Raw genomic sequence first — 14,188 nt, 5'->3', positions numbered from 1 at the left:
CACCAATTTTTAAGTGCAGTTCCTTTAGATGCACAATTGATATTTGTAGGTGATGAGGACCAATTGCCTTCTGTAGGTCCTGGTCAAGTATTTAAAGATTTAATTGAATCGAAAGCTATACCACGAGTTAATCTGACTGAAGTATATCGTCAACAAGATGGTTCAAGCATTATAGAATTAGCACATCGAATGAAATTGGGTCAGAAAATTGATATTACACAGCGTTTTCATGATAGAAGTTTTATTAACTGTCAGGCAAACCAAATACCAACAGTTGTTGAGAAGGTAGTTACTAGTGCTGTTAATAAAGGGTATACTATGGCTGATATTCAAGTGCTTGCACCAATGTATAAAGGAAATGCCGGTATTAAACGTTTAAATCAAGTTTTACAAGATATTTTAAACCCTAAAAAGAAAGACACACGAGAAATTGAGTTTGGTGATGTAGTCTTTAGAAAAGGTGACAAAGTATTACAACTTGTTAATAGGCCAAATGATAACATATTCAATGGTGACATAGGAGTTATTGTTGGTATTTTTTGGGCGAAAGAAAATGCCCTTAATAAAGATGTACTTGTTGTGGATTTTGAAGGTAATGAAATTACATTTACGAAACAAGATATGATGGAATTAACACATGCTTATTGTACATCAATCCATAAATCACAAGGTTCAGAATTTCCTATTGTTATCATGCCTATTGTTAAACAGTATTTTAGAATGTTACAAAGACCGATATTATATACTGGTTTAACTAGAGCGAAAACGAGTTTAGTTCTACTTGGTGATCCAGAAGCATTTGATATTGGATTAAAAACAAATGGTCAAGCGCGTTTAACACAATTATGTACATTGTTGAAAAATTATTTTAATTCAGAAGATGAAGAAATGCTGGAAAACACAGCAACTAATGATACAGGAGCTTCACAAACGACAATAGATGATCAAGTAGAAGCGCCAATGTCATCGAATGATAGTGGAGAAGTTACGTCTGATTCAACAAAAACAGATATAAATGTATTAACGGAAGCTACAATGTTTAAAATTGACCCAATGATTAATATGGGAGAAATCACGCCGTATGACTTTATAGAACGTTGACAACAAGCGTAAATGTAACTAAAATAGAATTAAATTCGTATAAAGATGAGTAGTTAATGATTTGTTTATCAGAGATGTACTGGTTGGTGAAAAGTACAACAAACATTAGTGAACGCTACTTTATGCACAACTGTATAGTCGATTTAAAGTGATAAATGTGTTGAATTGCATTTATAACTAGGGTGGTACCGCGATAACGTTCGTCCCTTTTGAGGATGGGCGTTTTTTATTTTTTAATAATAAAAAATGATATTGATTTATACTAGTTTTTCAAATCGACTATCTGTGTCATCAATTTTTATGGAATGGTAATTTAAAAACAGTAAATAGGATGTGTAAAAGATGAAAAAGTTAAAAGCGAGTGAAATTAGACAAAAATATCTAGATTTCTTTGTTGAAAAAGGACATATGGTTGAACCTTCTGCACCATTAGTGCCAATTGATGATGATACATTATTATGGATTAATTCAGGTGTAGCAACATTAAAGAAATATTTTGATGGACGTGAAACACCTAAAAAGCCAAGAATTGTAAACTCTCAAAAAGCTATTCGTACAAATGATATTGAAAATGTTGGTTTCACAGCGCGTCACCATACATTCTTTGAAATGTTAGGTAACTTCTCAATTGGTGATTATTTTAAACAAGAAGCGATTGAATTTGCTTGGGAATTTTTAACGAGTGATAAATGGATGGGTATGGAGCCAGATAAATTGTACGTTACGATTCATCCGGAAGATATGGAAGCATATAACATTTGGCATAAAGATATTGGGCTTGAAGAAAGTCGTATTATTCGCATTGAAGGTAACTTCTGGGATATTGGTGAAGGGCCTTCAGGACCGAACACTGAGATTTTCTATGATCGCGGAGAAGCATATGGACAAGACGATCCGGCAGAAGAAATGTATCCAGGTGGAGAAAATGAACGCTATCTTGAAGTATGGAACTTAGTATTTAGTGAATTCAATCATAATAAAGATCATAGTTACACACCATTACCTAATAAAAATATTGATACCGGCATGGGGCTTGAGCGTATGGCCTCAGTTTCTCAAAATGTACGTACTAACTATGAAACAGATTTATTTATGCCTATAATGAATGAAATCGAAAAAGTATCAGGTAAACAATATTTAGTAAACAACGAACAAGATGTGGCATTTAAAGTAATTGCTGACCACATTCGTACGATTGCATTTGCAATTTCTGATGGTGCATTACCTGCCAATGAAGGTAGAGGATATGTATTACGTCGATTGTTACGTCGTGCCGTTCGTTTTAGTCAAACGTTAGGAATCAATGAGCCATTTATGTACAAACTTGTTGATATTGTTGCAGACATTATGGAACCATATTATCCAAATGTTAAGGAAAAAGCAGATTTCATTAAGCGTGTTATAAAGTCTGAAGAAGAACGATTCCATGAAACATTAGAAGATGGTTTAGCGATTTTAAATGAATTAATTAAAAAAGCTAAAGCGACAACAAATGAAATTAATGGGAAAGATGCATTTAAATTGTATGATACGTACGGGTTCCCAATTGAATTAACTGAAGAAATAGCAGTGCAAGCAGGATTGAAAGTTGATATGACAACATTTGAGTCAGAAATGCAACAACAACGTGATCGTGCACGTCAAGCACGTCAAAATTCTCAATCAATGCAAGTTCAAAGTGAAGTATTGAAAAATATTACATCTGCAAGTACTTTTGTTGGTTATGATACTGCGACAGCTCAAACAACACTAACACACTTGATATATAATGGTGAAGAAGTTTCACAAGTTGAAGCGGGTGAAACAGTATACTTCATGTTAACGGAAACACCATTTTATGCAGTCAGTGGTGGACAAGTTGCGGATACAGGTATTGTTTATAATGACAATTTTGAAATTGCTGTTAGTGAAGTAACCAAAGCACCAAATGGTCAAAACTTGCATAAAGGAGTAGTACAATTTGGCCAAGTAAATGTTGGCGCTACAGTGTCTGCTGAAGTGAACCAAAATGATCGACGTGACATTCAAAAGAACCATAGTGCAACACATTTATTACATGCAGCGTTGAAATCAGTACTGGGTGATCATGTTAACCAAGCTGGTTCACTAGTAGAAGCAGATCGTTTACGTTTTGATTTCTCTCATTTTGGTCCAATGACTAATGATGAAATTGATCAAGTTGAACGCTTAGTAAATGAAGAAATTTGGAAAGGTATTGACGTTAACATTCAAGAAATGGATATTGCTTCAGCTAAAGAAATGGGCGCAATGGCATTATTCGGTGAAAAATATGGTGATGTTGTGCGTGTAGTAAATATGGCACCATTTTCAATTGAATTATGTGGTGGTATTCATGTCCGCAATACTTCTGAAATTGGCTTATTCAAAATAGTAAGTGAGTCAGGTACAGGAGCTGGTGTGCGTCGTATTGAAGCATTAACAGGTAAAGCAGCTTTCTTATATTTAGAAGATATTCAAGAGAAATTTAATACGATGAAATCACAGATGAAAGTGAAATCTGATGATCAAGTAGTCGAAAAGTTAACACAATTACAAGATGAAGAAAAAGCATTATTAAAACAATTAGAGCAACGTGACAAAGAAATCACATCACTTAAAATGGGTAATATTGAAGATCAAGTTGAAGAAATCAATGGCTATAAAGTATTGGTTACTGAAGTGGATGTACCAAATGCGAAAGCAATTCGCTCGACAATGGATGATTTTAAATCTAAACTACAAGATACAATTATCATTCTTGCAAGTAATGTTGATGATAAAGTATCGATGGTTGCAACTGTCCCTAAATCTTTAACAAATAACGTTAAAGCCGGTGATCTTATCAAACAAATGGCACCAATCGTTGGTGGTAAAGGTGGCGGTCGTCCAGATATGGCTCAAGGTGGCGGTACACAACCTGAAAATATCTCAAAATCATTAAGCTTTATTAAAGATTACATTAAAAATCTATAATTTAAAGCCATAATATTGTATGATGATAGTGAGTTATATTTGTAATTAAAGGAGTGTCGCAAATGGAAAACTTTGATAAAACAATGAAATTCGACTATGAAGAACTTCCAACGCAAGATGTAAGAGATGTTTTAAATAATGTTTATCGAACATTAGATGAACGAGGATATAATGCCGTAAACCAAATTGTAGGTTATTTATTATCAGGTGACCCTGCGTATATTCCACGCCAAAATGAAGCAAGAAATCAAATTCGTCATATTGATAGAGATGTTATTATGGAAGAACTTGTTTCTTACTATTTAAAAGAGCAAAATAAATAATTTATGTTACAACATAAAATTTTAGGACTCGATGTCGGTAGTAGAACGGTAGGAATTGCAATTAGTGATATAATGGGTTGGACGGCACAAGGATTAGACACACTCCGAATCAATGAAGAAAATAATGAATTAGGTATTGACCAATTAGTAGACATTATTAAAAAACATAATGTGGGTACAGTCGTAATAGGACTACCTAAAAACATGAATAATTCAATAGGATTTCGAGGCGAAGCTTCGTTAACATATAAAGAAAAATTATTAGAAGCTTATCCTTCTATTGAGATTGTGATGTGGGATGAAAGATTAAGCACAATGGCTGCTGAACGATCATTATTAGAAGCAGATGTTTCAAGACAAAAAAGAAAACAAGTGATTGATAAAATGGCAGCGGTATTTATTTTACAAGGCTATTTAGATTCACTACATTAAAAGGAGATTTTACTATGACTGAACATAATCATGATTCACAACTAGAAATTAATAACGAAGAAGAATTATTAACTTTATTCGATGAAGAGGGAAATGAAGTTTTATACCGAAAAGTTTTAGAATTTTATCATCCTGAATTCAAAAAAGAGTATGTTATCTTAGCTGAAGAAGGTGCTCAATCAGATGAAGACGATATGATTGAGCTTGTACCAATGATCAATGAACCAGATGAGTCAGGTGACGGTGGTAAGTTAGTACCAATCGAAACTGATGAAGAATGGGACATGATTGAAGAAGTTGTAAATACTGAAATGGAAGAATAATTAAAAAGATTTTACTCTTGCTAACCTTAAGATGGGTAGGCAAGAGTATTTTTTTAAGTCAAGCAATGTATAAATAATTAACGCTTATAATTTTATTGAAAATATGGTAAAATATCTAAAGTTAAATTTTATATGAATGATTCGCTTCTATAAATAAAATAGCTTTGCGTCTAACACGAAATCAGTCATTTAATTGGTTGGCAAAATTATAATCAATTGTGAAGGCTGATTTATTTTATTGTCATAATCATATTGACTTATTTTACATAAAGGAAGTTTAAAACATGGATGACCTAAATAAAAAATATTTAATAGATTTACATCAACATCAAAATAGTTCAATCGAAGTTTTGCGTGAATTTGCCGAGGGAAATGAAGTGCCAATTGTAGATCGTTTAACATTAGATTTAATTAAGCAATTAATTCGTATGAATAATGTTAAAAATATTTTAGAAATTGGTACAGCAATCGGCTATAGTTCTATGCAATTCGCTTCTATATCTGATGACATTCATGTCACAACGATAGAGCGTAATGAAACGATGATTCAATATGCTAAACAAAATTTAGCTACTTATCATTTTGAAAACCAGGTTCGAATTATTGAAGGTAATGCTTTAGAGCAATTTGAAAATGTAAATGACAAAGTTTATGATATGATATTTATTGATGCAGCAAAAGCGCAATCAAAGAAATTTTTTGAAATATATACACCACTTTTAAAGCACCAAGGTCTCGTAATTACAGATAATGTTTTATATCACGGTTTTGTATCGGATATTGGGATTGTTAGATCGAGAAATGTAAGACAAATGGTTAAAAAGGTTCAAGATTATAATGAGTGGTTAATAAAGCAACCAGGATATACAACGAATTTTTTAAATATAGACGATGGATTAGCGATTTCAATTAAAGGAGAATGACTATGACAGAATTACTTGTCACACCCAAGTCATTAAGCCATATGGAAACACTTATTGATTTAGGTGCAGATGCTTTTGTAATTGGCGAGCAAAAGTTTGGTTTAAGACTTCCAGGGGAATTCAATAGACAACAAATGACAGAGGCTGTCGCATTAGCTCACAAAAACGATAAAAAAGTATATGCGGCAGTGAATGGATTATTTCATAATTATCATTTAGATGCTGTAGAAGATTATATTAATTTTTTACATGAAATACGAGTTGACAGAATTATTTTCGGGGATCCAGCAGTAGTAATGTATGTGAAGGCGCAAGAAAATCCAATACCACTTCATTGGAATGCAGAGACGTTAGTAACTAATCATTTTCAATGTAATTACTGGGGTAAAAGAGGCGCATCAAGAGCTGTCTTAGCACGTGAGCTGAATTTGGATGAAATTATTAATATAAAAGAAAATTCAAATGTGGAAATTGAGGTGCAAGTTCAAGGAATGACTTGTATGTTCCAATCAAAGCGTATGCTACTAGGCAATTATTATACGTTCCAAGATCGCCAAATGAAAATTGAACGTCGCAATGATGAACAATCTTTATTACTTTATGATGAAGAAAGACAAAATAATTACCCAGTTTACGAAGATTACAATGGTACGCACATTATGTCACCAAACGACATTTGTTTAATTGAAGAATTAGCACCATTTTTTGAGGCGGGTATAGATTCATTTAAAATCGATGGTATTCTACAAACGGAAGAATATATTAATGTGGTAACGGAACAGTATCGTCAAGCGATAGATTTGTACAATGAAGATCCTGAAATCTATGAAGATGAGAAATTTATGTTGATTGATCCAATTGAAGAAATTCAACCTGATCATCGACCATTTGACGAAGGTTTCTTATATAAACAAACAGTATATTAAGGAGGTTAATCATGAAGACAATAGAAGAGATTAAATCAACTCCTAAAACAGTTATGAAGAAACCAGAATTATTAGCACCTGCTGGAAACTTAGAAAAGTTAAAAATAGCAGTACATTATGGCGCTGATGCCGTATTTTTAGGTGGTCAAGAATATGGATTACGTTCAAATGCTGATAATTTCACGATGGAAGAAATAGCTGAAGGTGTTGAATTTGCGAACCGTTACGGTGCCAAAATTTATGTTACGACAAATATTATTGCACATGATGAGAATATTGAAGGTCTAGAATCATATTTGCGTAATTTGGAAAAGACTGGTGCGACAGGTATCATTGTTGCAGATCCTTTAATTATCGAAACATGTAAAGAAGTTGCGCCAAAACTTGAAATTCATTTATCTACTCAACAATCACTTTCTAATTACAAAGCTGTAGAATATTGGAAAGAAGAAGGATTGGATCGTGTTGTATTAGCACGTGAGACCGGCGCGATGGAAATGCGTGAAATGAAGGAAAAAGTAGATATTGAAATCGAAGCATTTATTCATGGTGCTATGTGTATCGCCTATTCAGGTAGATGTACATTAAGTAATCATATGACTGCAAGGGATTCCAACAGAGGCGGTTGCTGTCAAAGTTGCCGTTGGGATTATGAATTATTAGAAGTTGATGATAATGGTGAACTTGATGTTTTTTATAATCAAGGTGAAGTTACACCGTTTGCGATGAGTCCTAAAGATTTAAAATTAATCGAATCAATTCCTCAAATGATGGATATTGGTGTGGACTCATTAAAAATTGAAGGACGTATGAAGTCAATTCATTATATTGCAACAGTTGTCTCAGTATATCGTAAAGTCATTGATGCGTATGCGGCAGATCCTGACAACTTTAAGATTAATCCGGAATGGTTAATTGAGTTAGATAAATGTGCAAATAGAGACACTGCACCAGCATTCTTTGAGGGAACACCTGGTTATGAAGAACAGATGTTTGGTCAACAACAATCTAAAAAATCACCATTTGATTTTTGTGGTTTGGTATTAGACTATAATGAAGATACAAAAATTGCGACTATTCAACAACGAAATAACTTTAAACCAGGTCAAGAAATAGAATTCTTTGGTCCAGAAATTGAAACATTTACACAAGTAGTAGAAGCAATTTATGATGAAGAAGGTAACAGCTTAGACGCGGCGCGCCATCCATTACAAATCGTTCAAATTAAAGTGGATCGCCCGATATATCCAAACAACATGATGAGAAAGGAAATTGGCTAATGAAAGCTACTACAATCATTGGCATAGCTGGTGGATCTGGCTCAGGAAAAACAACTGTAACTAACGAAATTATGAAAAACTTAGAAGGTCATAGTGTCGCTTTACTTGCTCAAGATTACTATTATAAAGATCAAAAGCACTTGACTTTCGACGAGCGCCTAGAAACCAATTATGACCATCCATTTGCATTCGATAATGATTTATTAATTGAAAATCTTAAAGACTTGAAAAATGGTAAAGCAGTAGAAGTACCGACATATGATTATGCTAGTCATACAAGAAGTGACATTACCATTGATTTTAAACCTAAAGATGTTATTATCGTAGAAGGTATTTTCGCTTTAGAAAATAAGGTATTACGTGATATGATGGATGTTAAAATATATGTTGATACAGATGCAGACTTGAGAATATTACGCCGTTTAACACGAGATACTAAAGAGCGTGGGCGTTCAATGGACTCTGTTATCAATCAATATTTAAGTGTTGTTAGACCTATGCATGACCAATTTATTGAACCGACTAAGAAATATGCTGATATAATTATTCCTGAAGGTGGGAGCAATAAAGTTGCAATAGATATTATGACAACAAAAATTCAGTCTTTAGTTAGCAAGCAATAGTATAATTCAGTAAAGGAAGATGACAATATGGAAAATCAAAAGCAATATCCAATGACTCAAGAAGGTTTTGAAAAATTAGAGCGTGAACTTGAAGAATTAAAAACAGTTAAGCGTCCTGAAGTTGTAGAGAAAATTAAAGTTGCACGTTCATTTGGTGACTTATCAGAGAACTCTGAGTATGATGCAGCAAAAGATGAACAAGGATTCATCGAACAAGATATTCAAAGAATTGAGCATATGTTAAGAAATGCATTAATCATTGAAGATACTGGAGATAACAACGTTGTTAAAATTGGTAAAACAGTAACGTTTGTAGAATTACCAGGTGATGAAGAGGAAAGTTATCAAATCGTTGGTTCAGCTGAATCAGATGCATTTAATGGTAAGATTTCAAATGAATCACCAATGGCTAAAGCGTTAATTGGTAAAGGTTTAGATGATGAAGTTCGTGTTCCACTACCTAATGGTGGCGAAATGAACGTAAAAATTGTTAATATCCAATAAATGATCAAATAGATTGTTTAATTGCGCGATTGAAGTGTGTTAATGATACTTCGGTCGTGCTTTTTTATATTCAAAATCAAAAAATCGGACAGATGAAAAGTAAAAATTTTCCATCAGACCGAATGATAGCAGAACCTAAATTAGTGTAAGAGTTACAATATTAACTACTCCATTTTAAAAAAAGCAAAATATTTCCGAGAAAACAAATTGATTATCATTTGTTATTGTATGCGATTTGAATTACTTATTAAACAACTTGTGCTTCTCAATGATACAATGAAAAGGTATTCAATACTGGTTTATTGCAATACAAAGGGGGATTTAAAGTGGATGTAAGATTTATTAACGAGCAGACAATTATGATTTATTTTGAAAATAAAATATCCGAAGAGACATATCGTAATGTCACAGCAATGGTACGGTGGATACGAGAAAAAGAAATATTAGAAATTCAAGATATTGTCCCTTCGTATCGAGCAGTTCTAATATATTTTGATGAACAAGCTATAACATCTTCTAAATTAATTGAAAATTTAGAACTTAACAAATTTAATGAAAAAAATGTTCATGCTGTGAATCAAACCAATCGTATTATTAAAATACCTGTTCAATATGGTGGTACATATGGACCAGATATTGAAGAAGTAGCAAAGCATAATCGAATAACTGTTGAGCAAGTTATTGAAAAACATACAAGTAAACCTTATTTAATATATATGCTAGGATTTATGCCAGGATTTCCATACTTAGGCGGACTTGATGAACAACTACATACACCTAGACGTAATCAGCCAAGGTTAAAAATTCATGCAGGTTCTGTAGGTATTGCGAATAATCAAACAGGACTATATCCATCAGATTCTCCTGGCGGATGGCAAATTATTGGACGCACACCGTTAAAAGTATTTAGCAGCGAGCGTGAACCAATGTCAATGTACGAAGCAGGAGAATGGATACAATTTTATGCAATAGATGAACAGAAATTTATACAAATCGAAAGAGATATATCAGATGGCAACTTTAATGTTGATGACTGGGTGGTGATTGAAAATGTCAATTAAGATTTTACAACCAGGTCTCTTTTCAACGGTACAAGATCTAGGAAGAATAGGTTATGAACATATTGGATTTTCAGGCGCAGGTGCCATGGATCAATTTAGTTTTAAGGTTGCGCAGTCATTAATTAACAATGATGGTCCAGCGATTGAATATACTTTGATTGGTCCTACCATTCAATTTAATACGCAAAATACATTTGTTATAACCGGTGGTAGTATTAATGCTTCGCTAAATAATAAAACTATATCAATGAATTCTGTCATATTAGCTGAGAAAGGTGACATTTTAAAAATAGGTGCTATAACCAAAGGTGCACGCGGTTATCTTACTTTTGGTCATTCTATCAACGTACCTCTTATTGCTGAAAGTTATGCAACACATACCCGAAGCAGTATAGGAGGATTCAAAGGTAGAAAGTTATTAGCTAATGATGTAATAACAGTGAAAATAAATAATGACTTTAAAGAAAACATTGGAAAGACGATTCATTTACAGGACGATTTATTGCCAGAAAATAATATTATACACATTCTTCAAGGACCTCAATTCGAGGCATTTTCTGAAGAGGCTAGAGCGAAAATTGTAAATCATCCATATTTAATTACTGAACAATCAGACCGTATGGGCTATCGTTTGGAAGGTGACAGCGTTGCACCAATTAATCAAGCAGATATCATTTCTGAACCGGTTGCTCTTGGTAGTGTTCAAGTACCAAATGATGGTCAACCTATTATTCTGCTTAATGATAAACAAACGATAGGTGGTTATACCAAAATTGCAACTGTATGCAAATTTGATCTGCCAAAGTTAGCACAGATGAAACCAAAAGATACAATTCAATTTAAATGGATATCATTCCAAGAAGCTGTAGATAAGAATCGGGAACAAATGTCTCTGTTTAATGAAATTCTTAAGAGTCATCAAAAGACTCCAATTTTTGATACATCTAGCTTGCGACATACTTCGAAAAAATTATCAACAATTTTAAAAGGGGATTTGTAAAATGAATATTGAAAAAATCGAACAAATAATCAAATTAGTGAAGGAAAATGATGTTAAGAAATTTAAATATAAAAATTTTGAAGATGAAATAGAAATTGACTTCACTGACTCGAATCATTTGGCTGCACACAGTAATCAATCAAATCAAAGTATGAACAATAATGATTTGACAGCTTCAAAAGCGAATGATAACTCCGATGTTTCGACAAATGATTATCATGACATTAAATCACCAATGGTAGGTACATTCTTTTTACAAGATAGTAAAGAATTAACTGAACCAATTGTGAATGTCGGTGACAAAGTTAACAAGGGAGATATTATAGGATATGTTGAAGCGATGAAAGTATTAAACGAGGTAACAACAGATGTTGCTGGAGAAATTACTGAAATAGTAGCTGATCATGGCACAAATGTTGAATACGACCAAGTTTTGGTACGTATTAAGTAAAGGGGGTAAGTAAATGCTTCGTTGTTTAATTGCGAACAGAGGTGAAATTGCTGTAAGGATTATAAGAGCTTGCAGAGAATATGGGATTGAAACTGTAGCAGTTTATGCAAAAGGGGACGAGCAAAGCTTGCATGTACATTTAGCAGATCAAGCTATATGTATTGGGGAAGCTAATGCTTTAGGTAGTTATTTAAATATTGACCGCATCATATCTGCTGCACAAATCACTGGTGCTAATGCAATTCACCCAGGATATGGCTTTTTATCAGAATCAACAAAATTTGCTCAAACCGTTGAGGAACAAGGCATAGCGTTTATAGGGCCTACTAAAAAAACGATGGAAATGATGGGGGATAAAATAACAGCAAGACAAACAGTTCATCATGCAGGTGTTCCTGTGATTCCAGGATCAAATGGTGCTGTGAATCATGTGTCTGAAATTGAGAATCTTGCCAAAGACATCGGTTATCCAGTTGTTATCAAAGCTGCCAGTGGCGGTGGTGGTAAAGGTATACGTATTGTAAAGAAAGCTGAAGATTTAGAAAAGGCATTTAAAGAAGCTAAAAGTGAAGGAAAAAAATACTTTGATGATGATCGTGTTTATGTTGAGGCTTTTATACCTGTTGCAAAACATGTTGAAGTTCAAGTTATGGGAGATGGGCAGGATAATTATGTACATTTAGGGGAACGTGATTGTTCTGTACAACGTAAAAATCAAAAATTAATCGAAGAATCTCCTTGTGCAGCATTAACTGAAGAACGACGACAACAAATATGTAACGATGCTGTTAAAGTTGCACGTGCAGCAAATTATAGAAGTGCAGGTACGATTGAATTTTTAGTAACTGATACCGCACATTACTTTATTGAAATGAATGCTCGAATACAAGTTGAACATACTGTTACAGAGATGCGAGCAGAACGTGATTTGGTTGCAGCACAACTGTATTTATTGGAACATAATCATTTACCTTTTTCACAAAGCGATATTCAATTTAATGGTCATGTGATAGAAGCGAGAATAAATGCCGAAAATCCTGAAAAGAAATTTCAACCAACACCAGGTAAAGTGACAGCGTTACATTTACCTCAAGGCTTTAATGTGCGAGTCGATTCTTTACTATATCACGGTTATCAAGTTTCACCATATTATGATTCTTTAGTAGCTAAAGTAATTGTAAAATCTCATGATAGAGCTTCAGCAATTGATAAGTTGAAAGTCACCTTAGATGAAATGGTGATAGATGGATTTTCTACAACTGCCGATTTTTTATATGCAGTTTTAAATTATCCACTATATCGTGATGGAGATGCAAAAGATGTTGATATTAAATTTTTAGAAAAACATCAAATTGTTAAAGGGGTGGAATTATAATGCGAGTTGATTTGAATTGTGATTTAGGCGAAGCATTTGGAAATTATTCCTTTGGTGGTGATCATCAAATTATTCCGTTAATTACAAGTGCGAATGTTGCTTGTGGTTTTCACGCTGGTGATGAAAATGTAATGAATGAAACGGTAAAACTTGCCAAAGCACATAATGTTGCAGTAGGTGCACATCCTGGTTTACCTGATTTGAAAGGCTTTGGCAGACGAAATATAGATATCTCTAACGACGAGATTTATAATTTGATGATTTATCAATTAGGTGCATTACAAGGGTTTTGTCGCATTCATCAACTTAAAATTAATCATGTTAAACCGCATGGTGCATTGTATCAGATGGGTGCAAAAGACAGAGAAATAGCAAACGTTATAGCACAAGCTGTTTATGACTTTGATCCATCACTAGTGTTAGTAGGATTAGCAAATTCATATCTAATTTCAGAAGCAAAGAATGTCGGATTAATTACAGCTTCTGAAGTGTTTGCTGATAGACGATACGAAGATGATGGGCAGCTCGTTAGTAGAAAAGAAAGTGATGCTGTGATTACTGATACTGACGAAGCACTTAAGCAGGTTTTAAAGATGGTGAAGGAAAATAAAGTTATTTCAAAAAACAATAAGGAAGTAACGTTACAAGCAGATACAATTTGTGTGCATGGTGATGGAGAACATGCATTATTATTTGTTTCGAAAATTAGAGAAATTTTAATGAAAGAAGGCATTGATATTCAATCCTTATAGGGGGCTAAAAAAATGGGGAGAAATTTAAAGCTTAAAAAAGAAAGTGACTTTGAATTCACAAAAAATCATAAAAGGTTATTATTAGGTTCTGTATTTTTGATGGCAACTTCTGCAATTGGGCCAGCATTTTTAACGCAAACA

At 33.4% G+C, this 14,188-nt stretch carries 15 protein-coding genes, 1 pseudogene and 1 other annotated feature; all 16 genes and pseudogenes read left to right on the top strand.

Annotated features, from left to right (window positions below; all coding sequences use genetic code 11):
• A partial coding sequence (locus IDG60_RS12000) for an ATP-binding domain-containing protein (protein WP_164826306.1) occupies nt 1–1,101 on the top strand: 1,101 nt, incomplete at its 5' end.
• Between the two features lie 33 nt (nt 1,102–1,134).
• Nucleotides 1,135–1,312, top strand: a binding site (T-box leader).
• 131 nt (nt 1,313–1,443) lie between these two features.
• Nucleotides 1,444–4,074 (top strand): alanine--tRNA ligase, encoded by a 2,631-nt coding sequence (alaS, locus tag IDG60_RS11995; protein ID WP_000734075.1) that lies wholly within the window; start codon nt 1,444–1,446, stop codon nt 4,072–4,074.
• A 62-nt stretch (nt 4,075–4,136) separates the two neighbouring features.
• Nucleotides 4,137–4,397, top strand: a complete 261-nt coding sequence (locus IDG60_RS11990; protein WP_000426912.1) for an IreB family regulatory phosphoprotein — start codon at nt 4,137–4,139, stop codon at nt 4,395–4,397.
• A 3-nt stretch (nt 4,398–4,400) separates the two neighbouring features.
• Entirely contained in the window at nt 4,401–4,829 is a 429-nt protein-coding gene (ruvX, locus tag IDG60_RS11985) for a Holliday junction resolvase RuvX (protein ID WP_000939059.1), read from the top strand.
• Nucleotides 4,830–4,843: 14 nt separating this feature from the next.
• Nucleotides 4,844–5,152: a DUF1292 domain-containing protein gene (locus IDG60_RS11980; protein ID WP_000134779.1), complete on the top strand. Its 309-nt coding sequence runs from the start codon at nt 4,844–4,846 to the stop codon at nt 5,150–5,152.
• Between the two features lie 284 nt (nt 5,153–5,436).
• A complete protein-coding gene (locus tag IDG60_RS11975) occupies nt 5,437–6,075 on the top strand; it encodes an O-methyltransferase (RefSeq protein WP_000342258.1) in 639 nt (212 codons plus the stop codon).
• 2 nt (nt 6,076–6,077) lie between these two features.
• Nucleotides 6,078–7,001, top strand: a complete 924-nt coding sequence (locus IDG60_RS11970; protein ID WP_000137774.1) for a peptidase U32 family protein — start codon at nt 6,078–6,080, stop codon at nt 6,999–7,001.
• Between the two features lie 11 nt (nt 7,002–7,012).
• Nucleotides 7,013–8,281, top strand: a complete 1,269-nt coding sequence (locus IDG60_RS11965) for a peptidase U32 family protein (protein ID WP_000848304.1) — start codon at nt 7,013–7,015, stop codon at nt 8,279–8,281.
• Entirely contained in the window at nt 8,281–8,904 is a 624-nt protein-coding gene (gene udk / locus IDG60_RS11960) for a uridine kinase (protein ID WP_000648617.1), read from the top strand. Before IDG60_RS11965 ends, udk begins: the two co-directional genes overlap by 1 nt.
• Before the next feature lie 27 nt (nt 8,905–8,931).
• On the top strand, nt 8,932–9,408 hold the full coding sequence (greA, locus tag IDG60_RS11955; RefSeq protein WP_000431312.1) for a transcription elongation factor GreA: 477 nt from the start codon (nt 8,932–8,934) through the stop codon (nt 9,406–9,408).
• A 326-nt stretch (nt 9,409–9,734) separates the two neighbouring features.
• Nucleotides 9,735–10,469, top strand: a complete 735-nt coding sequence (pxpB, locus tag IDG60_RS11950) for a 5-oxoprolinase subunit PxpB (protein WP_000383180.1) — start codon at nt 9,735–9,737, stop codon at nt 10,467–10,469.
• Complete coding sequence (locus IDG60_RS11945; protein WP_206160737.1) at nt 10,459–11,469, top strand: 5-oxoprolinase subunit C family protein; 1,011 nt, start codon at nt 10,459–10,461, stop codon at nt 11,467–11,469. Before pxpB ends, IDG60_RS11945 begins: the two co-directional genes overlap by 11 nt.
• A 1-nt stretch (nt 11,470) precedes the next feature.
• Nucleotides 11,471–11,920 carry an acetyl-CoA carboxylase biotin carboxyl carrier protein gene (locus tag IDG60_RS11940; protein WP_001019340.1) on the top strand — a complete coding sequence of 150 codons (450 nt, stop codon included), beginning with the start codon at nt 11,471–11,473 and terminating at the stop codon, nt 11,918–11,920.
• Between the two features lie 13 nt (nt 11,921–11,933).
• Nucleotides 11,934–13,295 (top strand): acetyl-CoA carboxylase biotin carboxylase subunit, encoded by a 1,362-nt coding sequence (locus IDG60_RS11935; protein WP_206160736.1) that lies wholly within the window; start codon nt 11,934–11,936, stop codon nt 13,293–13,295.
• Nucleotides 13,295–14,047, top strand: a complete 753-nt coding sequence (gene pxpA, locus IDG60_RS11930) for a 5-oxoprolinase subunit PxpA (protein WP_001261793.1) — start codon at nt 13,295–13,297, stop codon at nt 14,045–14,047. The genes IDG60_RS11935 and pxpA overlap by 1 nt, the downstream gene beginning before the upstream one ends.
• Nucleotides 14,048–14,059: 12 nt before the next feature.
• Nucleotides 14,060–14,188, top strand: a pseudogene (locus IDG60_RS11925) (NRAMP family divalent metal transporter); the annotation flags it as partial.

The organism is Staphylococcus sp. EG-SA-2 (assembly GCF_017152085.1).
This window is presented reverse-complemented; position numbering and strand designations above follow the sequence as displayed.

Coding starts and splice junctions, on each gene's coding strand:
- alaS (WP_000734075.1), top strand. CDS start 1,444: ATGAAAAAGTTAAAAGCGAGTGAAATTAGACAAAAATATCTAGATTTC.
- IDG60_RS11990 (WP_000426912.1), top strand. CDS start 4,137: ATGGAAAACTTTGATAAAACAATGAAATTCGACTATGAAGAACTTCCA.
- ruvX (WP_000939059.1), top strand. CDS start 4,401: ATGTTACAACATAAAATTTTAGGACTCGATGTCGGTAGTAGAACGGTA.
- IDG60_RS11980 (WP_000134779.1), top strand. CDS start 4,844: ATGACTGAACATAATCATGATTCACAACTAGAAATTAATAACGAAGAA.
- IDG60_RS11975 (WP_000342258.1), top strand. CDS start 5,437: ATGGATGACCTAAATAAAAAATATTTAATAGATTTACATCAACATCAA.
- IDG60_RS11970 (WP_000137774.1), top strand. CDS start 6,078: ATGACAGAATTACTTGTCACACCCAAGTCATTAAGCCATATGGAAACA.
- IDG60_RS11965 (WP_000848304.1), top strand. CDS start 7,013: ATGAAGACAATAGAAGAGATTAAATCAACTCCTAAAACAGTTATGAAG.
- udk (WP_000648617.1), top strand. CDS start 8,281: ATGAAAGCTACTACAATCATTGGCATAGCTGGTGGATCTGGCTCAGGA.
- greA (WP_000431312.1), top strand. CDS start 8,932: ATGGAAAATCAAAAGCAATATCCAATGACTCAAGAAGGTTTTGAAAAA.
- IDG60_RS11945 (WP_206160737.1), top strand. CDS start 10,459: ATGTCAATTAAGATTTTACAACCAGGTCTCTTTTCAACGGTACAAGAT.
- IDG60_RS11940 (WP_001019340.1), top strand. CDS start 11,471: ATGAATATTGAAAAAATCGAACAAATAATCAAATTAGTGAAGGAAAAT.
- IDG60_RS11935 (WP_206160736.1), top strand. CDS start 11,934: ATGCTTCGTTGTTTAATTGCGAACAGAGGTGAAATTGCTGTAAGGATT.
- pxpA (WP_001261793.1), top strand. CDS start 13,295: ATGCGAGTTGATTTGAATTGTGATTTAGGCGAAGCATTTGGAAATTAT.